Raw genomic sequence first — 20,830 nt, 5'->3', positions numbered from 1 at the left:
TTCGCCATCATCTATGCAGAACGCTTCACCGACCCATATCACTGAGGTAGCATGAACTTTGCAGATCAAAAGTGGTACGGCATCCCAATGCTTTAAACACAGAAATTCTGACAGGCCCTACGTGGCATGGTAAACGCGCCGCCATTCGCATGCAGCCCGCCGCATTCAACCACCGCGTAGGCGCAGCGGGGCCGCGCTGGGCGGCCTCGATGCGACGTGCACTGCAGAATCTTCCAGCGGCAGCATCCGCCGCCCACGAAGCGCAAGAACCCAACTCGTCGCAGCGACCGTAATCAAGGCAAACCGGAGTCCGGCGGGGGTGGTGCCTGTCGGGGCCAGCCCGTTGGAGCCGCGCGCGGGAATCTGAAGGGAGGACGGCCGGGCAAAAAAAACCGCAAGAAAACCGCCGCCACCTCGGCCGCCGTACGAAGATGACGACGCGGAAGTCCGGCGCGAAAGCGCCGGACCGGCTCCTCCGGGCTGGCCCCGACAGGCACCACCCACGACGGACGGGACTAGCAAACCACCCACGAACAGCACCGATCACCGCACGGCACCAGCAAACCACCCACGAACAGCATCGATCAACGCACGGCACCCACAAGCCACCCGCAACCGCCAAATCCCTACCGCTGATGCGCCGCCTGCCAGGCCGCCAACCGGTCCTCCAGAACGGCCACCACCGCCAACGCCTTCGCCAGATCCGGAATCTCGTCATACACCGGCACACCCACCGCCCGCGCCCTTTCCCGATACGCTCGTTTGCTATCGTCCAGCTCGGGCGACCCATCGCCCCGCAAGGCAAGCAGGAAATGCGCCTGTCCCGCCCACTTGCGCTGCGTCTGTTCCACCACCGCCAGCAGATTGCCAATAGGATCCACCGACCCCCGGCCCACGAAAGCCGCCAGGTTCAAATGCATGGCCACCGCGTCGGGCCGCGCGTGTTCGTAGACCAGGTCCAGGATCTCGCCCGCCACCCAGCCGTCCTTCTCCTGCAAGGACCGCACCGGCGTATCGATAGGATTCAGCACGCTCGTCCCCGGTGGAAAACCCAACGCCTCCAGCGCCTCGCGCGCCGCCTTGCCGAAAGGCGCGACCGCCAGTCCTTCGCGGGCGAAGCTGTCCGCCCCCAGCACGCTGGACCCGCCGCCGTTGCCGAACAAGGTCACGACGCGCGTCGGCCGTTGCGGGCGTGGCGTCAGGTGTTGCAGGGCCAACAAGGCATTGATGAACTCGTCGACCGTCTGCACCAGCGCGACCGGCGTCTGTGCCGCCAGCGCGTCCCAGGCGCGTTCGTGTCCGCCCAGCGCGCCCGTATGCGAGCTGGCCGCCAGCCGCCCCAGGCTCGTCGTGCCGCCCTTCAGGATCACGACCGGCTTGGCCACCGGCGCATTGCGCAGCAGCTCGAAAAACGCCCGGCCGTCCTTGACATCTTCCAGGTACAGGCCCACCGCCTTGGTATCGGGGTCGTACAGAAAGTATTCGAGCAAATCGTGCGGCGCGATATCGGCGCTATTGCCGATCGTCACCAGTCCGCTAAAGCGCAGCCCGCGCCATTGACCGCGCTTGATGATATCGGTGGACAACCCGCCCGACTGCGACACGATACCGATAGCGCCCGCTTCCTTGGGGGCATCGGCGGGAAACGTCAGTCCGCCGCGAGGAGAATACGTGCCCAGGCAATTCGGCCCAAGCACACGTACGCCGCCCGAGCGTGCCCGTTCGACCAAGGCCTGCTGTGCCTCGCGGCCATCCTCGGTTTCACCGAAGCCGGAGGAAATCACCTGCGCGAATCGGCAGCGCCCCGCCGCCGCGCCCAGCACATCGGGGATTTGCGCGGCGCCGATCGCCACATAGGCATAGTCCACCGGTTGCGGGGTTTCGGCCAGGCTCGGATAGGCCGGCAGGCCCTCCACTTCGGCCGCAGTGGGGTGGATGGGATAAATGGCGCCGTCGTAGCCGTAGGCTTTCAGGCGACGGATGAATGTGTTGGCGATCGCCACGCTGCGTGTCGAAGCGCCCAGCACGGCAACCGTACGCGGACGGAACAGCGGCCGGTAATAGGCAAGGATATCTTCGCCGCCGCGCGGCGGGGCGGCGAAGATCGATGGCGATGCGGCGGATACCTTGTCGACGGGGCTCGCTTCCGCTGGCGGTGTCAGTACGAATCGCGCATCCACCGCGCACACGCCGGCCGGCGCAGCGATCAGCGGATTGATGTCCAGTTCGGCCAGGTCTTCGCCCAGCGCCTCCAGCACCCCACCCTTGCCACCCACCGCCATCAGCGCACGCACCAGCGCATGCCGGTCCATCGGGTCCTGGCCCCGCGCGCCACGCAACAACGCGGCGCCGCGCAGCTCGTCCAGCATCGCCCACGCATCCGCCTCCGTAATGGGACAAATGCGAAACGCCACGTCCTTCAATACTTCGACGAAAATGCCGCCCAGGCCCACCATGATCAGCGGGCCGAACTGCGGATCACGCACCGCCCCTACCGCCACCTCGATGCCGCGCGGCGCCATTTCCTCCACCAGCCAGCCGTCCACCCGCGCGGCGGCGATGGCCGGCCGCGCCGCCATCGCACGGACGGCCGCGCCCACCGCGGCGGCATCGGCCAGATTCAGCGCGACGCCGCCCGCATCGGACTTGTGCAGGATATCGGGCGACACCACCTTCGTCACGAAAGGGCCCGCCAGCTCGGCCGCCCGCGCGGCCGCGTCGTCCGCATCGCGAGCCACCACGGCGCGCGGAACGGCGATACCGAAGGCCGCCAGCAGCGCCTTGCCGTCGGCCTCGCTCAGAGCCTGGCGATGTTCCTCGCGCGCACGGACGATGATGTCCCGCGCCGGATTGCGTCCCGTCATAGTGCTTTCCCCCGGAGGCGGCCTCAGTAACTGGTGGGCCAGGTTCGCATCAGGTGTTCGCCGATTCCGCCCGCACGGCGGCGCCGGTGTACGTCCAGCATGCGAATCAGGAATGCGCGCGTTTCCTGCGGCTTGATAACATCCTGCGCGGAGAAGATCCGCGCCATGTCCCAGACTTCCAGGTCTTTCTGGATATCCGCCAGGGCCTCTGCGAACCCCTCGTCCGACGGCGTCTTGTTGTGCACGATATTGGTGGCGAACACCGGGTCCATGAAGCTGACCTCGGCAGTGGGCCAGGCCACCATGACATCGTTGTGGGCGCCGCCGCCCATGGCGACATAGGCGCGGCCATAGGCCTTGCGGCACAGCACAGTGATCTGCGGCACCGTGGTAAGGCAGGTGGCGTTCATGAAGTTCATGATGTGGCCCGGCGCGCCGCGCCGCTCCGCGTCCAGCCCCACCACAAAACCCGGCGTATCCATGAAGCGGATCAGCGGGATATTGAAGCTGTCGCACATCACGGTGAAGTCCACCGCCTTGCGGCAGGCTTCGGCCGAGAGGGCGCCGCCGCCCGACATCGGGTTGTTGGCGATAATGCCCACCACCTGGCCCTGCAGCCGGCCCAGCGCGGCCACCAGCGGCTTGCCGAAGCGCGCCTTGATTTCCAGCAGGCTATCGCGGTCGAAGATGATCTCCAGGATCTTCTTCATGTTGTAGACCTGCGTGCGCTTCTCCGGCAGGATATCCAGGATGCGCTCCTGCCCTTCCCCCGACCCTTCCGTCACCTCCGCCACCGGCGGCAGTTGGCCGTTGTGCGAAGGCATATACGAAAGGAAGCGGCGGATGGCGCGCATGGCCTCTTCATCGGTGTCGACGAAGTAATCGATCAGCCCGGTTTGTTCCGCGTGCAGCCGCCAGCCGCCGAGTTCCTCCAGGTCGACTTTCTCGCCGATCGCCATCGATACCAGCCGCGGGCTGGATACCGACATGATCGACCCCTTCTTCATCACGGAGAAGTCGGCGCAGCAGCACAGCCAGGCCGACGATCCGAACGATGTATTCAGGGCGGCGGAAATCCAGGGGGTTTCGCGCATGCGGCGGAACTGCGTGGTGTCGTTGCCCAGCAGCGCGCCCATGCCGCGCGAGCCCATGGCATCGGGCAGGCGCGCGCCGGTGGATTCGCCCACGTGCACGAAAGGCATGCCGCGCTCGGTGCAGGCCTTGCGCACATAGCCCATCTTGCGGGAATTGGTCGCACTGGTGGAGGCCCCCTTGGTCGTGAAATCGTTCACCACCACGCCGACGTCGCGGCCATCGATGCGGCCGAAACCCACCAGCTTGCCGTCGCGCGGCGTCTCGGCAGCGTCCAGCTCGAAGCGCGCCGACGCGGCCAGCACTCCCAGTTCGATGAAGCTGTCCGCGTCCACCAGTTGGTCCAGGCGCTCCTGCGCGTTCAGGTCGCCGCCGGCCCGCCGCCGGGCCAGCTTGTCCTCGCCGCCCATGGCGCGCGCGGCTGTGCGCCGCCGATCCAGTTCCGCCAGGGATTCTTCATGGGGCATGGGGTTCTCCTCCTATCGATGCGCGGCGCCGCTCAGGCGGGAAAATCGCGCCTTTCCACCGTCAGCCTGTCGATGGCGGCCTGGTCCAGTTCGGGGCGATAGCCGGCCGGCATGGCGACGGCGCCGCGCTCGAAGCCCAACGGTTGGCGAAACAGCTTGTCCGGATGCTTCAGGAAGCCGTTGAACTCGCCGGCGTTGTCGATGGTGGTGCGTGCCACGCAGGCTTCCATCCAGTTGTGGATTTCACTGCCCAGGCCATCGCCCAGCACCGGGCGCATGCCGTTGCCGCGCACGCGGTCCAGGCCTTCCGCCAGCCGCTCCAGGCTGCCGAAGCGCTTGAGCTTGAGCTTGCAGTAGCCGACGTTGCTCAGGGTAGCTGCACGGTCGATGTCGCCCAGCGCGCAGATCGGTTCGTCCAGCATCAGCGGCACGGGGCTGGCCCGCGCCACGGCGGCATTGGCATCCCAGTCGTCCGCGTCGCACGGCTGCTCGAACAAATCGATTCCCGCGGGGTCCAGCTGACCGACGAAGGCCAGGGCATCGGCCCGGTTATAGGCGCGATTGGCATCCAGGCGCAGGCTGGCTCGCCCGTCCGCCGCGCGCTGGATGGCGCGGACACGATCCACATCGGCGGCGACGTCCTTGCCGACCTTGACCTTGAACACCGTGAAGCCGGCGGCGATGCGCCGGTCGATTTCCTCGGCGATGGCGGCGGGCTCCAGCGCGCTGACGGGTACCAGCAGGGGCAACACGGTGTCTCGCGCCACGTCCAGGAAGGGCGAACCCTCCAATGCCTCGATGGCGCAGACCATGGCGGTAACGGCGACTTTGCTGTCCTGGAAGCGTGCCAGCAGCCCCGCCTTGGCTTGCGCGGTATCGCGCCCCGGCAGCGCCGCCAGTTGCTCCAGGCAGAACGCCCACGCCCCTTCCCGCGTTTCGCTGCTGGAGCCTGGCGATACGTGGCCGTCGGCGAACGCCCGCCGCCCGCCGTCGTCCTCCAGCTGCACCAGATAGGGCTCGAACTCCGTGAAGGTTCGGTATGACAGCCGGTACGGCGTGGATAGCGGCAACCGCAAGCGGCGCAGCGTGACCTTGCGAATTTTGCTCATGCGACCTCGCCAAGGGAATATCGGAAACGCGCAACGGAATACGCAAAAAAATAATGGTTGTTGCGTACACTACTACGATAATCTGGGAGCCGCAACGGTGAGGCCGTGATTATTGCGCTGCGACAAATCCGGCCCCGATATTCCCCCGCGTTTTTGCCCGATTGACGCGCCAAGCATTCGCGTATCACAATCCGCAAAATAGTAGTTGTAATTACGACAACCATAACAAAACCATGCGCGCCCCTGCGCGCACCACAGGAGACGCGACGTGCCCTCGCGGGCAGCCGCGGCGCAGTACGGCGTTCCGCCGCAAGCAGCGGAAGCGCACGGAGACAACGCGCATCAACGGAGGCAGCGATGCAGGACAACCATAAGAAGGGCGGCGAGGTGATACCGGACCGCGCGGCAAGTTTTTTTTCCTCGACCCGGAGTCCGAGCCGGCGGCGTCAAAGGGCGACGGCCCCGTCGCCCGGCATGCGCAAGCGCCGTCCCGGCGTCTCGCGTGGATGGCTGGTCGCCCTGGCGGCAACGGTATGCGCCGCACTGGCAGTCCCCGTGCCCGCGTGCGCACAGGACGACTGGCCGGCCAAGCCGGTGACCTTGCTGATTCCCTACGCGCCCGGCGGCACGACCGACATCATCGGCCGGATCCTGGGCGACAAGCTGGGCCGCATCCTGGGACAGACCGTGGTGGCCGATAACCGTGGCGGCGCCGGCGGCACGATTGCCGGCACCATGCTGGCGCGATCGAATCCCGACGGCTACACGATCATGCTGGAACACATCGGCTTCGCGTTCAACGCGACGCTATACCCGCACCTGAGCTACCAGCCGCAGAAAGACATCACGCCGGTCGCCTATGTGGGTCAGACGCCCAATGTGCTGGTGGTGACCAACTCCATGCCGGTCCACAACATCAAGGAATTCCTCGACTACGCCCGTGCCCACCCCGGCGCGGTCAACTACGGCTCGGGCGGCGTCGGCAGCGCTGGGCATTTGCCCATGGCGTGGCTGCAATCCAAGGAGAACCTGAAACTGACCCACATCCCCTACAAGGGATCGGGTCCCGCCATCACGGATCTGATCTCCGGCCGCATCGAAGCCATGCTGCTGACCATCCCGGCGGTGCTGCCGTATATCCGCAGCGGCCAGGTCCGGCCGCTGGCCACCTCCGGCGCGCGGCGCGCGGCCTCGCTGCCTGACCTGCCCACGATGCAGGAAGCCGGCGTCAAGGGATTCGACTACGAGCCCTGGTATGGGGTTTTCGTGCGCGCGGGCACGCCGCCAGCCGTCGTCGCCAAACTGCACGACGCGATCAACCAGGCGCTGAAAGACCCGAGTACGCAAAAGAAGATGCTGGAGCAGGGGCTGGCGGTCGATACCTGGACCCAGCAGAAGTTCCAGCAGCAGGTCCGCGACGATACCGAGAGGTGGCGCGGCATCATCACGTCGCTGAATATCAAAATGAACTGACCGGGCCGCGGTCTCAGGCCGCGACGGTTTCGAGCAGATCCAGGTAATGCCGCAGCGGGGGCGTGGCCGCCCCCGCCACCTTGGCCAGGTCGTCGTACTTGCGCAGACGCACGGCTTCGGCGAAATACGGCAGGCGTTCGAACGCCTGGGCCTCGTCCGGCGTGAAAGGGCCGCCCTGCAGCACCAGCGTGTCCTTCGAGGCCTGGGACAGCGTATCCCAGTAGCCCGTGTCCACGGTGCAGAGATAGCGCTTGGCGGGCACATGCAGCCGCACCGGCGCGACCACGCTTTCACCGACCAGGCCCAGCAGCGCGCGCGCGCCGATGTCCTGATGGCGCTTATCCTCCAGCGCGCTTTCGGCCATCAGCAGGTGGCCGATATCGTGCAGCAGGCTGGCGACGATAGTGGCCGTCGACTCGCCGGCCTGTTCGGCCAGCGCCGCGCATTGCAGTGCGTGTTCGGTCTGGGTGACGGCCTCGCGGCCGTAATAGGCGCTGCCGTAGCCCGAAAACAGGCTTTCGACGCGAGACAGGGTCAGGGCTTCGGACATGATGGAGGCAGTCAGATAAAGATTTTACGAATGCGCGAGGACAGCACGTCGATGGCCGTCACGAACAGAATGATGATGATCATCACCGCGCAGGTCTGGCCGTACTGGAAGCTGCGGATGATTTCCCACAACACCATCCCGATGCCGCCCGCGCCCACGATACCCACCACCGATGCCGAGCGCACGTTGGATTCGAAGCGGTACAAGGAATAGGAAATCCACAACGGCAGGACCTGCGGAATGACACCGAAGACGATCTCTTCGATCGCGCCCGCGCCGGTAGCCCGCACGCCTTCGACGGGCCGCGGATCGATGGCCTCCACCGCCTCGGAGAACAGCTTGGCCAGCACGCCCAGGGTGTGTACCCACAGGGCCAGCACCCCGGCGAACGGCCCCAGGCCCACCGCCACGATGAACAGCATGGCGAACACCATCTCGTTGATGGCGCGGCAGGCGTCCATCAGCCGGCGCACGGGCTGGTGCACCCACGCCGGCACGATGTTGGAAGAACACAGCAGGCTCATGGGCACCGCCAGCACCACCGCCAGGAAAGTCCCCCAGATGGCGATCTGCACGGTAACCAGCATCTCTTCCAGATACATGCGCCAATCGCGGAAATTCGGCGGAAAGAAATCCTGCAGAAACTGCGACATGTTCCCGGAATCGCGGAACAGGTCCAGCGGGCGCATGTCGGCCCCCTGCCACGACGCGGCCAGCACGGCGATGATGATCGCCCATGCCAGCATGGCGGGCAGCGAACCCCTGGGCGGTTGAGGCGCGGGCCGCGCCGGAGACAAGGTGGCACTCATGGGATGTCTTTACCTATTCGCTGCGACGTCGCTTACTGCTGCGACTTGACGGAGGCGACCTGCTTGGCCAGGTCGGCCAGCTTGCCGTCGATCTCCGCCAGCTTCTGCTGCTTGGCTTGCGCGCTCAGGGTCGTATCGCTTTCGACCTTGGCGCGCTGGCCGGCCAGGTTGATCTGGCGGATCGGCAGCAGTTGCGTATTGTCGGACGCGACGAAGCCCTTGTAGCCCAGCTTCTTCAGCTTTTCGAGTTCCTGCGCCGCGTCGGGACCCTTCTGCCCGTAATTCACGAAGAAGCCCTGGATCTTCTGTTTCAGGGCCGCCGGCAGATCGGCGCGCCACACCAGCGGGTCGGCCGGAATCAGGGGCGACTTCCAGAGGATGCTGATCTTGTCTTCCGGCGATTTGCCGGTGTTGACCTTGTAGCGCTCCAGCGCTTCCGTATTGGTGATGGCCACATCGACCTGGCCATTCATCGCCGACAGCAGATTGGTTTCGTGATTGGCGATGCGGAAGTTCTTGAAGAAAGACTTGGGATCGATCTTGTTGGCGCCCCACAGGTAGTACCCGGGAACAGCGGTGCCGGAGGTCGAATTCGGATCGCCCGCGCCGTAGCTCAGGGTCTTGCCGTTCTTCAGCACGTCGTCCAGCGACTTGACCTTGCCGTCCTTGGCCGTCACCAGTACCGACCAGTAGCCGGGATTGCCGTCCTTATCGATCACATGTGCGAAGACTTCGCCCTGCGACCGGTCCACGGCTTCGATGGCGGACAAGTTGCCGTACCACGCCATCTGCACTTTGTTAAAGCGCATGCCCTCGATGATGCCGGCATAGTCGGAAGCGAAAAAAGGCTTGACTGGAACACCGAGGGCCTTGCTCAGGTCGTCGATGACAGGCTGCCATCCGCTGCGCAGATTGCTCGACGATTCCGTCGAGATAATGCCGAAGTTCAGGATCTTCGCGTCCTGGGCGAATGCCGGCGCGGAAATGGCCGCCGTGGCGATGAGGGCGCAAAAAGTTCTGCGAAGCATGAGGGTAACTCCGTGTCTTGCGGTGGAAAGTGAAAACAGAAATCAGGCCGCCGCCAGTTGCGGACGGCCCATCGGGGACTGCGGTGTTTCGGCAGCAGCCGGCGCCGCCGCGGGCATCAGTTCGCCCAGCTCGGCGCCATACAGGTCCTGCAGCATTTCGGCGGTCAATTTGGATGAGGGGCCGTCGTAGACGACCTTGCCATGGCGCAGGGCAACGACACGCGGGCAATAACGCATGGCCACATCGACCTGATGCAGCGACACCACGACGGCGACGCCACGCGTGCGATTGATTTGCGCCAGCGTATCCATCACGCGGCGCGACGATTCGGGGTCCAGCGAGGCGATCGGTTCATCGGCCAGGATGGTACGGGCGTTCTGCACCAGGGTACGCGCGATGGCCGCGCGCTGCTGCTGGCCACCTGACAAATTGGACGCGCGCTGAAAGGCGTGGCTTTCGATGCCGACCTGCGCCAGGGCGTCCAGCCCCACCTGGATCTCGCCGCGCAGGAACCAGCGCAACAGGCTGCGATACAGCGGCACGCGCGGCAGCATGCCAGCCAGCACGTTGGTAATGACCGGCAGGCGGCCCACCAGGTTGAATTGCTGGAAGACGAAGCCGATGCGGGCGCGCGCGCGCCGCACGTCGCGGCTGATGCGGCCGTTGCGCTGGATCAGGTCGCCGTTGACGCGGATCTCGCCGGCGCCGCCATCGGCCGCGACGAACCCGGCCAGGTGACGCAACAGCGTCGACTTGCCGGATCCGGATGCGCCCAGCAAGGCCACCATCTCACCGTCGCGCACCTGCAGGCTGACCCCATCCAGGGCTTTCTGGCCGGCGCGGAAGGACTTGCTGACGTCGCGCACATCGATTGCATAACTCATCGCATGGATCTCGCATTCGGAAGATGCGAGTAGTCTGGGCAGGCCCGATGACAGGCTCATGACCATGTCATGAGACATTCAGCCAGGTTTTAGTGACGGCATGTGTGTTCGTCATCAAAATGAAACGAAAACCGTTGCTGCATTGCGGCCGCATTAATCCGGCCGCAGGAGCGGACCGCGCATTTCGCGCGTGGGCGTCCCAACATGCGCGCGGGCGGTTTCTCCGGCGGTTTCGGTCGCTAAAACGCCCCATCCCCGAAATTCCGATGCAGCCATGCGGACTTATGCATGAGCATGGCGCAGCGCCGCATGTGCCCCGGTTGCGCCCAAAGCATATGGGACAACTGCGCTTCTTATGGATGACGCGCGCCCCTGCGGCGGACGCGCAGAATCGGGCCGTGTGTAGGGGCACGGGAGGTCGCCCATGGGTTTGCTCAGGACGTTATTCGCGCTATCGGTGGTACTGGATCATTCACCTTTCAACGGCGGCAATATGCTGGTGGGAGGACGGCTTGCGGTGCAGCTGTTCTATGTAATCTCGGGGTTCCTGATCTCCTATATCCTGAACACCAACGAGGTCTATCGCAGCACGGGGCGCTTTTACGAGAATCGGCTTCTGCGGCTGTTTCCGACCTACTTCGCCGTCGCGGCGGTGGCCCTGGCACTGAATTGGGTGGCCAATCCCGAATTCCTGGACGTCTATCGGCGCAGCCCCAACAGCGCGGACCTGTTCCTGATGCTGGCCAATCTATTCATCGTCGGCCAGGACTGGCTGATGTTCTTCGGCATCAAGGGCGGCTCGCTGGTCCTGACCGGCAGCTACGCCGACAGCGACGTGCCGCTGTACCAGGGCCTGCTCGTGCCGCAGGCATGGACGCTGGGCGTGGAGCTCAGCTTCTACCTCATCGCCCCGTTCGTCCTGCGCTCGCTGCGCCGCGTCGTGGTGCTGTTCCTGGCATCGCTGGCGTTGCGCGCGATACTGCTGCACGCCGGCGTGGCGCAGTCGGACCCATGGACCTACCGCTTCTTCCCGCTGGAACTGGCCCTGTTCCTGTCCGGCGCGCTGTCGCACCGGCTGCTGCTGCCGATGTGGCAGCGGCTGAGCGAGCGCGTGCGCTACCTGCCGGAACTGGCCACCGGCCTGTTCGTGGTCTACACGCTGTTCCACTTTTCCGTGCCGATCAACCACAACCTGCGCGACGCGCTGGCATTGGCGGCGTTCGCCGGCATCCTGCCGCTGACCTTTATCCACCAGGCACGGCATCGCCTGGATAAAAAAATCGGGCAGCTCAGCTACCCGATCTATATTTCGCATTCGGTGGCGATCCTGCTGGTGCATCAGGCCGCCGGCTGGATCGACCTGACCGACGCGCTGGCGATCTCGACCCTGAATGTGCTGCTATCGCTGCTGCTGGCAGCATTGCTGTGGAGCATGATCGATAGCAAGGTCGATAGGATACGCGAGCGCGTCAAGTCCGGCGATAGGTCAGGCGCTCCGGCGCGCGCCCTGCGAGCCTGACATCATGCCCGCCACAAGCTGCGCGACGACCGCGACGATGATGTTCACCGCCAGGGCCACCAGGCCGGTATAGATGCCATAGGTGTCGCCGCCCACCACGAACGCGTGCACGGGCTTGATGCCGTCCATGTACGCCAGCGTGGTGCCGGTGCCCAGGCCCACGAGCCAGCCCAGCAGCAGCGGGCCGCCGCGGAACCAGCCGAAGAACAGCCCGAACACCACGGCGGGGAAAGTCTGCAGGATCCACACGCCGCCCAGCAGCTGCAGGTCCAGCGCGAACTGCGTGGGCACGAACAGGATGAAGACCAGGGCGCCCACCTTGACGACGAGCGAAACAATCTTGGCCACCTTGGCTTCGCCCGCCGGCGTCACCGACGGGTTCACGTAGGCCTTCCAGAAGTTGCGCGTGAACAGGTTGGCCGCGCCGATCGACATTACGGCCGCGGGCACCAGGGCGCCGATGGCGATGGCGGCGAAGGCAAAGCCCGTGAACCAGCTGGGGAACAGCGAATTGAACAGCGCCGGCACCACGTCATTGGGCGTCTGCGGATGCAGGTTGGCCGCGTAGGCCATGTAGCCCAGCATGGCGATCAGGCCCAGCAGCAGCGTATAGGCCGGCAGGAAGATCGCGTTCTTGCGGATGGTGTCGGCGCTCTTGGCGGCGAAGATACCGGTCAAGGTGTGCGGGTACATGAAGGCCGCGAGGGCCGACCCCAGCGCCAGCGTCGCATACGGAAGCAATTGCGATGCCTTCAGCGTCAGTCCCGTGGCACCGCCTTTCGCGGCGAACGCCGCGCCGGCAGAGGAGAACACCGCGGCGTAGCCGCCCAGCTTGGCCGGCACCAGCACAACGGCCACCAGGACGACGATATAGATCATCAGGTCCTTGACGAAGGCGATCAGCGCGGGCGCCCGCAGGCCGGCGGAATAGGTGTACAGAGCCAGGATCACGAAGGCTGCCGCCAGGGGCAGTTCGCCGGTCAGGCCCAGCGCCTTGATGACCACTTCCATGCCGACCAGCTGCAGCGCAATGTAGGGCATCGTCGCCAGCACGCCGGTGACGGCGATGGCCAGCTCCAGGGGGCGCGACTGGAAGCGCGCATAGACAACGTCGGCCGAGGTGACGTGTCCGGCCTTCTGCGCCACCCGCCACAGCCGCGGCATGATGGCGAAGACGATGGGATAGACAAGAATGGTGTACGGCAGCGCGAAAAACCCGTAGGCGCCCACGGCGTAGACCAGCGCGGGCACGGCGATGACGGTGTACGCGGTATAGAAGTCGCCGCCGACCAGGAACCAGGTGATCCAGGTACCGAAGCGGCGTCCGCCCAGGCCCCATTCATCCAGATGCGCCGTCGTCTCGCCGCGCTGCCAGCGCGACGCCGCGAAGCCCATGACGGTCACCAGCACGAAGAAGAAAACGAACACGCTCAAGGCGGTCCAGTTGATTTGGCCGCTCATTATTCGTCCCCTTCTTTGCGCTGGCTGCGGTAGACGATCCACGTCAGGAACGCGGTGATCGGCACCCACAGGAGCTGATACCAATAGAAGAAAGGGAAACCGAACAGCTCGGGCAGGGCCTGGTTATAGAACGGCACCCATAGCAGGCCGATGAACGGCAGCAATAGAAGAATCCACATGCCTAGACTCGTTGTAAGAAGGTTGTCTCTCGATTTTGTCGCGCGATCGGACATGACGCCGGACGTGGCGGGATGGCGCCGCCGTTGGCGAGGCCGCAGAATACTCCCGTATTCCGGAGCACCGCAAATAAAAGACCTTGCATGCCGCGCGGGCATATGGCATGCCGCGGAAGCCGCTGCCGCCGGCTGGCGGCACGCCGATTTCTCGATATTCGGGTTTACACCAGGGTAAAAATGAACTAAACTTTATCGCGTGACGTATTTCCATAGCACGGACATCGCCTTTCGCGATTTCCGCCGCATTCCGGCGGTTCTGCCGCTCTCACCCGCTTCTTCCGGTCCCGCCGCATGGGCTGACCGCGACCAAGCACCCGTTTTGACGGGTTCGCCGCCCTGACGGCCAGCGTCCTCGCCTTTCCATCATTCGCGTCCCCGGGCGCGACCGACCGGCCGTCCCGGCCGCGTGCCTGTTGCCGCGCGGCGGCATGGCGCGACGGTTTACCTTTTCTGGAGACTTCCATGGCGAAAGAAGAACTGATTGAACTCGACGGCATCGTCGACGAAGTGCTGCCCGACGCGCGCTACCGCGTCACGCTGGACAACGGCGTTGAAGTCGGCGCCTATGCGTCCGGCCGCCTGCGCAAGCACCGCATCCGCATCCTGGCGGGCGATCGCGTAACGCTGGAAATGTCGCCCTACGATTTGACCAAGGGCCGCATCAATTTCCGCCACAAGGACGCCAACCCCGCACCGCGCCCCAGCGGAACGGGCTATCGCCCCTCTGCCCGCCGCTAAGTCCCGGCGGCCTGGCATGCCCGCCCGGTTCACCCCGGGAACGCGGCAGGCCTTGGCTTGCCCTCGCACGAGCGCTGTCGAAACGGCCAGGGTTTCGCCCCGATTTCCACCGAATGCGAGGCTGCCGCGTGCGCTAATGTAGCGGCTTTGCGGAAATACCCCACCGGCCGCCCATGGCTACCGAACAGGAATTGCGCGCCGCGGCCGCGCGCGTCACCGAACTACAAAAACAGCTTGCGCTGGCGGACCGCGGCTGGCGGTTGCTGGGCCGCTCCCGCGCGGCCTTCATCAGCAGCCTGCGGCACACCGGGCTGTCCTACGCGCACGCGCAGATCAAGTTCGATGATTTCGTGGAAGAACAGCGCCGCCTGTATGAATACCTGACCCAGGCATTGCAGGCCGCGCAAGACCACTACGCCGCGCTGACCGCCACGGACGGCGGCGTACCGCGGCCGGACGCGGGCCAGGATATCCGCGAGCACGCCGCCACCGCGCGGCCCTGACGGCCTACATGCACAGGTTGGCGGTCTGCACCAGCCCCTGCGCGCCAAAGGACGAACGCGACGACATGCGGATTTCCACCTTGCCGCTGGCGTACTCGATGACGCGCAGCGCCGAACTGATGCCCATCGCGCTTTCGTCGACCACGTCGTAGCCGTTGCTGATCGCCACCACCTTGACCTGCTCCCCCTGGCCACGCCAGCCGTCGGCCACGCATTGCGCGTAAGCCTGCGGAGACTTGGTCGTGTGGCCGAAAAATACCGGGTCCTTCTTCAATAGATCGCTGGTCGACGAGCATCCGACCAGGGCCAGCACGACGGCGGCGGCGCCTGCGCGACGAATCATTGCAACTCCCATTGGTGCGATAACGATCCCGGACTATAGCGCAGTAGGAGTATGCTCAAGCGGTCCCGGCGCGTCGTAGCGCACGGGATGCGGTATCGACATGCCGTGGTTTCGAAGGTCCGTTTCGTCAGCCGAAAAAGGAATCCCCATGAAACGCTCATATCTCGCCATCACCCTGTTTTGCGGCGCGATCGCCGTGTCCGCCGTACAGGCCCAGCCGGCCATGCAAGGCAAGACCGACAAAGGCCCCGCCCTGGTCGATCAGAAGAACATGACGCTGTATACCTACGACAAGGACGCGCAGGGCAAGTCCAATTGCAATGGTCAATGCGCCGCCAACTGGCCGCCTCTCGCCGCGGGCAGCGATGCCAAGCCCACCGGCAAGTGGACCGTCGTCACGCGCGATGACGGCAGCAAGCAATGGGCATACGGCGGCATGCCGCTGTACACGTTCAAGAAAGATACCAAGCCGGGCCAGGCCACCGGCGATGGCGCGGGCGGCGGTTCCTGGCATATCGCCAAGCCGTAGACCGGGCACGGCCGGCGCCCGCGCCAGCCTCCTCCCGCACTGCACAAACCCGGCGGATCCGCCGGGTTTTTCGATTCGCGGCCCTTTGACTCGCCGGGCTTTTACTTGCGCAGCGCCGACTTCGGGCGGAATGCCTTGACCACGTCCGGACGCGTTTCCATGTAGGGACCGCCGATCAGGTCTATGCAATACGGCACCGCCGCGAAGATGCCGGGCGTCACCACGGTGCCCTGCGCGTCGCGCAAACCCTCCAGGGTTTCCTTGATGGCCTTCGGTTGCCCCGGCAGGTTGATGATCAGCGCGGCGTGATCGGCGGTTTCACGCAGCACCGCGACTTGCCGCGACAGAATGGCGGTCGGCACGAATTTCAGGCTGATCTGCCGCATTTGCTCGCCGAAACCCGGCATTTCGCGGGTGGCTACCGCCAGCGTCGCCTCCGGCGTCACATCGCGGCGGGCGGGCCCCGTGCCGCCGGTGGTCAGGACCAGGTCGCAGCCGACGTCGTCCACCAGCTCGACCAGCGCAGCGGAAATCGCTGCCTGCTCGTCCGGTATCAGGCGGGCGACCGCTTGCCAGGGCGACGCCAGCGCCTCTCCCAGCCAATCGCGCAGGGCCGGGATGCCGAGGTCTTCGTAGGTACCCTGCGAGGCCCGATCGGATATGGACACAAGGCCGACGATCAATTCATCGGGATGGCTGCGCGTGAGACGCGAGGCGGTATGGCTCATGGAAGCACCTGACGGTTCGGAATACGTTCCGCGAACTATACCGCCGCCTCCGCACCGTTACGGCCGGCTCAACGCCCGAACTTGGCGCGCGGGTCGAAGGGGGCTTGACGCTGCAGATTCCGGTAGGCTTCCTGCGCCGCAGGCGTATTGGCTGGCGGCAAGGCGATTTCCAGCTCCAGGTACAGATCTCCGGGCGGCTTGCCGGGCAGGCCACGGCCTTTCAGGCGCAGCTTTCCGCCGTTGCGCGACCCGGCCGGTATCGCCACTTCCACCGGTCCGCCCGGGGTCGGCGCTGTGACGGTACCGCCCAGCGCCGCCTCCCACGGCGCCACGGGCAGCCTGAGCGTCAAATCGCGTCCGTCCACCCGGTACAGGGGATGCGGGCGCAGGCGGACCTCCAGGTAGAGGTCGCCCGCCGCGCCGCCGGCGTAGCCCGCCATGCCCTGGCCGGCCAGACGGATGCGCTGCCCTTCGCGGATCCCTTGGGGGATCTTTACGCTCAACTTGCGTTCCTGCAGGCGCGGCCGCCCCTGCTCGTCCATCTTCATGGACCGCAGGCTGATTTCCCGGGTGGCGCCATGCAGCGTGTCCTCCAGATCCACTTCTATCGTGGCGTGGTGGTCCTCGCCGCGCGCGCGAAAACCGCGCGCGCGCCCGCGCGTCGCATTGCCGAACAGCGACGAGAAAAACTCGCTGAAGTCGGTATCCTCGCCGCCGTGGGCGGAGCTGAACTCGAAGCCCTGGTCCCAGCCCGGCGGCGGCCGGTGCGCGCCGTTGGCGGACACGCCTGCCGCCAGGTTGTCGTAAGCCGCCCGCTTTTCCGCGTCGCGCAAGACATCATAGGCTTCGTTGATGTCCCGCATGCGCACTTCGGCGTCGGCTTCCTTGCTGACGTCGGGATGGTATTGCCGCGCCAGCTTGCGGTAGGCGCGGCGCAGGTCGTCCTCGCCGACGTCCCGCGTCACGCCCAGTATGTCGTAGTAATCCTTGAACTCCATTTCGCCCGCTCTCGCTTCCGGGTTAGCCATACGGTGGCCCTGGCCTGCCCACGCCTGGGCGCAGGCGCAACCGCGCTGCCGCCTCCGCGCCGCATTCAATGCGCCAGGCTACCGTAATCCCGAACAAACTTTCAGATAGTGGATATATCGGGCTGGATCGGCGGATTTCAACGCAGGGCAGCCATATGGGCCCCTGAACCCTACACCGCCGGTGGGCGGCCGGCGATCCCCCTTTCGAATGAGAGGGGCAACGCTGCTACTGCTTCGATACAACATTGGGAACATTATGTAGCGCCCAGACGGTCTTTGCGACAGAATGGGTAAAGTTCACATCAGCCGGGCACAAGGCTTGTTTCGTCGCCATCCACTCACGATCCAACAGCAGATTGTCCTGCTGGCCGGCACCCTCTGTCTGGCCCTGGTGGCGGCGGCAGCCGGCGGCGCGGCCTACATGGGGCAGCGCCAGACCCGGGATCTGATCGAGCAGCACGTGGCCGATATCGCCAGCGCGATGGCCCATACGCTGGATCGCGATATGTTCGAGCGCTTCCGGGAAATCCGCAATCTTGCCGAAGGGCCGACCTTGCGCAGCATGGCGCCCGGCACCCTGCGCGGCCTGCTGACGGTGCGCCAGCAATCCATGACGGACTATGCCTGGATCGGCGTCACCGACCCCGACGGCAAGGTGATCGCCGCCACCCAGCGCAAGCTGGAGGGCGACTCCGTGGCGCAGCGCCTATGGTTCCAGCGCGGCCGGGAATCGCCCAATATCGGCGACGTCCGCGAATCCCGCATGCTCAATGAACTGCTGGAACGGCCGCGCGGCAAAGGCTTTCGCTTCGTGGAAATATCCGCGCCCATCGTCGAGGACGGCCGCCTGGTCGGCGTGCTGGGCGCGCACCTGAGCTGGACCTGGGCGGCCGACGTGCGCCGCGCCATGCTGGAGGCCGATACCTCGGGCGGCGTGCGGGATCTGTGGATCCTGTCCTCCGACGGCACCATGCTGCTCGGACCTCACCTGGGCAGCAAGCCCTTTTCCGACGAACAGATCGCCCGCATGCGCGCATCCCGCCAAGGCTACTTCGAACTGCAGAGCGATGCCGGCGAAATGTTGACCGGCTATGCCCTGGCGTCGGGTTATCGCGACTATCCCGGCCGCAATTGGATCATCGTGGCGCAACAGCCCGCCCGCGACGCCTATGTCGCGGTGCGGCGCCTGGAATGGCGGGTCCTGATCCTGAGCATCCTTATCAGCATCGCCGGGATCGCCCTGACCTGGACCATCGCCCAGCGCATCGCCCGGCCCTTGCGCGCGCTGACCAAGGCGGCCAGCCACCTCGGCCGCGACGAATCGGTCACCATGCTGCCGCGCCTGGCGGGCGCACGCGAGATCGTCGATCTTTCCGCCACGCTGCGCTCGCTGATGCGGCGCCTGGACGTCGAACAGGCGCGCGCCGAACACGCGCAGCGCCGGGCGCAGATCGAAGAACAGCGCTACGTGCAGGAAATCAGCGAACTGCGCAAGGCCGCGGGGATCGATCCGCTTTCCGGCCTGCTGAACCGGCGCTCCTTCCTGTACGCGGCCGCCATGCTGATGGCCGAGCAGAGCGCCCGCCTGGGACAGGTCGCCGTCATCATGGCGGACATCGATTTCTTCAAGCTCGTCAACGACAACCATGGGCACGGTGCCGGCGACGCGACCATCCGCAAAGTCGGTGAAATCCTGACGTCTTCCGTGCGCGAACAGGACCTGGTCGCCCGTTTCGGCGGCGAGGAGTTCGTCATCCTGCTCGCGGGGGCGTCGCCGAACGCCGTCCTTGCCACCGCCGAGCGCATGCGCCGCAATGTGCAGCAAACGCCGATCGAGTATCACAACGTCACCATACGCATCACCATCAGCCTGGGAATCGCCGTGGCCAGCGCGCGCGACGGCGACATCCAGACCATCATCGAAAGCGCCGACCACGCCTTGTACCGCGCCAAGCAGCGCGGCCGCAATCGGGCCGTCCTGTCGGCCTGAGACCACCCCATGACCGATATCCGCCATTTCCGGCTGCTGGCCCGCTACAACGCCTGGATGAACGAGAAACTGATGGACGCGGCAGCCGCCTTGCCGGCCGATGCCCTGGGCACCGATCGTGGCGCCTTTTTCGGGTCCATCCTGGGCACGCTGAACCATCTGATCGTCACCGATACCATGTGGTTCCGGCGCTTCCTCGATCATCCGGCCGCGCGCCGGGGCCAGGCGCTCTCGCCCATCGCCGCCATGCCGGTCGAGAACCGGCTGGATGCCCGGCCCTTCGATAGCCTCCAGGCGCTGCGGCCGCGCCGTACGGCGATCGACGCGGCCATCTCGGCCTGGGTGGGGGAACTTCAACCCGGCGATCTTGCCTATCTATTGACGTACCGCAACAGCAAGGGCATCCCATCGCGGCGCGAGACCGCCAGCCTGCTGCTGCACGTATTCAACCATCAGACCCACCACCGCGCGCAGGCGGGCACCCTGCTGACGCAGGCCGGTATCGAGGTCGGGGTGACGGATCTGCTTATCCTCGTCCCGGACGAACTGCCCGCGCGCTGCTAGTATTCCTGTTCACGCCAACCGGAGGAGACCGTGGCCGTACCGCTGACCCTATACGTCGATGCTCAGTTTCTGAGCCCGTACGCCTTGTCGGCATATGCCGCCCTGGAGGTGAAAGGGCTGGACTTCGAGGTCAGGCAAGTCGACCTGGACCAGGGGGACCAGCGTGCCGCGCCGTTCCTGCACCGTTCGCCCATCGGCAAGGTCCCGGTCCTGGCGCACCTGGATTTCTACCTGAGCGAATCCAGCGCCATCGCCGAATACCTGGAACAAGCCTTCCCCGCGCCGGACTACGCGCCCCTCTATCCCGCCGACACGCGTGCACGCGCCCAGGCGCGGCAGGTGCAGGCGTGGCTGCGCAGCGACCTGCAGACGCTGCGCAGCGAACGCCCGACGGAAGTCATTTTCGACGGCATGCGGCCCGCAGCGCTCAGCGACGCCGGGCATTGCGACGCCGCCCGCCTGATCCGAGTCGGCACCGCCCTGCTCGCGCACGGCCAGCCCAACCTGTTCGGCGCCTGGAGCCTGGCCGACCTGGACCTGGCCGCGATGCTGAACCGCCTGGCAATTCCCGGCGACAGCCTGCCCGACCCGCTACGCGCCTACGCGCAACACCAGTGGAACCATCCCGCCATCCAACGATGGATCGCCGGCCGCGCCTAAAGCAGGAACGCACCAGAAAAACGCAATACCCGCGTCACCCCGCCCGCTGCTGCAGAATCTCCACCGCCGGCAAGGTCTTCCCTTCGAGAAACTCCAGGAACGCCCCGCCGCCAGTGGAGATATACCCCACCTTGTCGGTAATGCCGAACTTGGCGATGGCCGCCAGCGTATCGCCACCGCCGGCGATGGAAAAGCCGGAGGATTCGGCGATCGCCCGGGCAATCACTTCCGTCCCGTGCGAGAACTGCTCGAAC

The 20,830-nt window shown here is 65.6% G+C and carries 21 protein-coding genes; 8 read left to right on the top strand and 13 right to left on the bottom strand.

Annotated elements, in window-relative coordinates; genetic code table 11:
- Positions 1 to 626: 626 nt before the first annotated feature.
- The 3 genes from ACO1P8_RS09115 to ACO1P8_RS09105 are packed head-to-tail and all read right to left on the bottom strand — an operon-like array spanning position 627 to position 5,532.
- On the bottom strand, positions 627 to 2,864 hold the full coding sequence (locus ACO1P8_RS09115; protein WP_486295565.1) for an acetate--CoA ligase family protein: 2,238 nt from the start codon (positions 2,862 to 2,864) through the stop codon (positions 627 to 629).
- Positions 2,865 to 2,887: 23 nt separating this feature from the next.
- Positions 2,888 to 4,423 carry an acyl-CoA carboxylase subunit beta gene (locus tag ACO1P8_RS09110; RefSeq protein WP_486295564.1) on the bottom strand — a complete coding sequence of 512 codons (1,536 nt, stop codon included), beginning with the start codon at positions 4,421 to 4,423 and terminating at the stop codon, positions 2,888 to 2,890.
- Between the two features lie 32 nt (positions 4,424 to 4,455).
- Positions 4,456 to 5,532, bottom strand: coding sequence for a mandelate racemase/muconate lactonizing enzyme family protein (locus ACO1P8_RS09105; RefSeq protein WP_486295563.1), 1,077 nt, complete (start codon positions 5,530 to 5,532; stop codon positions 4,456 to 4,458).
- A gap of 474 nt (positions 5,533 to 6,006) precedes the next feature.
- On the opposite strand from ACO1P8_RS09105, the gene ACO1P8_RS09100 reads away from it, so the two are divergent.
- Positions 6,007 to 7,005 carry a Bug family tripartite tricarboxylate transporter substrate binding protein gene (locus ACO1P8_RS09100; protein ID WP_486295562.1) on the top strand — a complete coding sequence of 333 codons (999 nt, stop codon included), beginning with the start codon at positions 6,007 to 6,009 and terminating at the stop codon, positions 7,003 to 7,005.
- A 13-nt stretch (positions 7,006 to 7,018) separates the two neighbouring features.
- Here the strand turns inward: ACO1P8_RS09100 and ACO1P8_RS09095 are convergent, their stop codons facing one another.
- Genes ACO1P8_RS09095 through phnC form a run of 4 tightly spaced genes read right to left on the bottom strand, consistent with a single transcriptional unit; the run spans position 7,019 to position 10,277 of the window.
- Complete coding sequence (locus ACO1P8_RS09095; protein WP_486295561.1) at positions 7,019 to 7,555, bottom strand: phosphonate degradation HD-domain oxygenase; 537 nt, start codon at positions 7,553 to 7,555, stop codon at positions 7,019 to 7,021.
- Between the two features lie 11 nt (positions 7,556 to 7,566).
- Positions 7,567 to 8,364 carry a phosphonate ABC transporter, permease protein PhnE gene (gene phnE, locus ACO1P8_RS09090; protein WP_486295560.1) on the bottom strand — a complete coding sequence of 266 codons (798 nt, stop codon included), beginning with the start codon at positions 8,362 to 8,364 and terminating at the stop codon, positions 7,567 to 7,569.
- A gap of 32 nt (positions 8,365 to 8,396) precedes the next feature.
- Positions 8,397 to 9,392, bottom strand: coding sequence for a phosphonate ABC transporter substrate-binding protein (phnD, locus tag ACO1P8_RS09085; protein WP_486295559.1), 996 nt, complete (start codon positions 9,390 to 9,392; stop codon positions 8,397 to 8,399).
- A gap of 42 nt (positions 9,393 to 9,434) precedes the next feature.
- Complete coding sequence (gene phnC, locus ACO1P8_RS09080; protein WP_486295567.1) at positions 9,435 to 10,277, bottom strand: phosphonate ABC transporter ATP-binding protein; 843 nt, start codon at positions 10,275 to 10,277, stop codon at positions 9,435 to 9,437.
- A 424-nt stretch (positions 10,278 to 10,701) separates the two neighbouring features.
- Between phnC and ACO1P8_RS09075 the strand changes: the two genes are divergently transcribed.
- Positions 10,702 to 11,796 (top strand): acyltransferase family protein, encoded by a 1,095-nt coding sequence (locus ACO1P8_RS09075; protein ID WP_486295558.1) that lies wholly within the window; start codon positions 10,702 to 10,704, stop codon positions 11,794 to 11,796.
- Here the strand turns inward: ACO1P8_RS09075 and mctP are convergent.
- Positions 11,764 to 13,257 carry a monocarboxylate uptake permease MctP gene (gene mctP, locus ACO1P8_RS09070; protein WP_486295557.1) on the bottom strand — a complete coding sequence of 498 codons (1,494 nt, stop codon included), beginning with the start codon at positions 13,255 to 13,257 and terminating at the stop codon, positions 11,764 to 11,766. The two genes, ACO1P8_RS09075 and mctP, sit on opposite strands and share 33 nt — an antisense overlap.
- The gene (locus tag ACO1P8_RS09065; RefSeq protein ID WP_094840294.1) at positions 13,257 to 13,436 is read right to left on the bottom strand and encodes a DUF3311 domain-containing protein; all 180 of its coding nucleotides are present in this window, start codon (positions 13,434 to 13,436) and stop codon (positions 13,257 to 13,259) included. Before ACO1P8_RS09065 ends, mctP begins: the two co-directional genes overlap by 1 nt.
- A 519-nt stretch (positions 13,437 to 13,955) precedes the next feature.
- Between ACO1P8_RS09065 and infA the strand changes: the two genes are divergently transcribed.
- Positions 13,956 to 14,231 (top strand): translation initiation factor IF-1, encoded by a 276-nt coding sequence (gene infA / locus ACO1P8_RS09060; protein WP_094840293.1) that lies wholly within the window; start codon positions 13,956 to 13,958, stop codon positions 14,229 to 14,231.
- A gap of 173 nt (positions 14,232 to 14,404) precedes the next feature.
- Positions 14,405 to 14,734 (top strand): hypothetical protein, encoded by a 330-nt coding sequence (locus ACO1P8_RS09055; RefSeq protein ID WP_486295556.1) that lies wholly within the window; start codon positions 14,405 to 14,407, stop codon positions 14,732 to 14,734.
- 4 nt (positions 14,735 to 14,738) lie between these two features.
- Here ACO1P8_RS09055 and ACO1P8_RS09050 read toward each other — a convergent pair whose 3' ends face one another.
- The gene (locus ACO1P8_RS09050; protein ID WP_486295555.1) at positions 14,739 to 15,077 is read right to left on the bottom strand and encodes a hypothetical protein; all 339 of its coding nucleotides are present in this window, start codon (positions 15,075 to 15,077) and stop codon (positions 14,739 to 14,741) included.
- A gap of 148 nt (positions 15,078 to 15,225) precedes the next feature.
- Here ACO1P8_RS09050 and ACO1P8_RS09045 point away from each other — a divergent pair, with 148 nt between their 5' ends.
- Entirely contained in the window at positions 15,226 to 15,606 is a 381-nt protein-coding gene (locus ACO1P8_RS09045) for a COG4315 family predicted lipoprotein (RefSeq protein ID WP_486295554.1), read from the top strand.
- 101 nt (positions 15,607 to 15,707) lie between these two features.
- Here ACO1P8_RS09045 and mog read toward each other — a convergent pair whose 3' ends face one another.
- Both mog and ACO1P8_RS09035 read right to left on the bottom strand, forming a co-directional pair.
- Positions 15,708 to 16,334 carry a molybdopterin adenylyltransferase gene (gene mog / locus ACO1P8_RS09040; RefSeq protein WP_486295553.1) on the bottom strand — a complete coding sequence of 209 codons (627 nt, stop codon included), beginning with the start codon at positions 16,332 to 16,334 and terminating at the stop codon, positions 15,708 to 15,710.
- Between the two features lie 68 nt (positions 16,335 to 16,402).
- Complete coding sequence (locus tag ACO1P8_RS09035) at positions 16,403 to 17,332, bottom strand: DnaJ C-terminal domain-containing protein (protein WP_486295566.1); 930 nt, start codon at positions 17,330 to 17,332, stop codon at positions 16,403 to 16,405.
- Positions 17,333 to 17,648: 316 nt separating this feature from the next.
- Between ACO1P8_RS09035 and ACO1P8_RS09030 the strand changes: the two genes are divergently transcribed.
- From ACO1P8_RS09030 to yfcF, 3 genes are read left to right on the top strand one after another with little or no spacing between them, the layout of a single operon-like run.
- Positions 17,649 to 19,352 (top strand): sensor domain-containing diguanylate cyclase, encoded by a 1,704-nt coding sequence (locus tag ACO1P8_RS09030; RefSeq protein ID WP_486295552.1) that lies wholly within the window; start codon positions 17,649 to 17,651, stop codon positions 19,350 to 19,352.
- A 9-nt stretch (positions 19,353 to 19,361) separates the two neighbouring features.
- Complete coding sequence (locus ACO1P8_RS09025) at positions 19,362 to 19,916, top strand: DinB family protein (protein ID WP_486295551.1); 555 nt, start codon at positions 19,362 to 19,364, stop codon at positions 19,914 to 19,916.
- Between the two features lie 30 nt (positions 19,917 to 19,946).
- Positions 19,947 to 20,576 carry a glutathione transferase gene (gene yfcF / locus ACO1P8_RS09020; protein WP_486295550.1) on the top strand — a complete coding sequence of 210 codons (630 nt, stop codon included), beginning with the start codon at positions 19,947 to 19,949 and terminating at the stop codon, positions 20,574 to 20,576.
- Positions 20,577 to 20,610: 34 nt separating this feature from the next.
- Here the strand turns inward: yfcF and pgk are convergent.
- On the bottom strand, positions 20,611 to 20,830 hold a 220-nt coding region (gene pgk / locus ACO1P8_RS09015), incomplete at its 5' end, for a phosphoglycerate kinase (RefSeq protein ID WP_486295549.1).

Source organism: Bordetella sp. (genome assembly GCF_057362025.1).
Note: the sequence above shows the minus strand (reverse complement) of the source record. Positions and strands in the feature narration are given on the sequence as shown.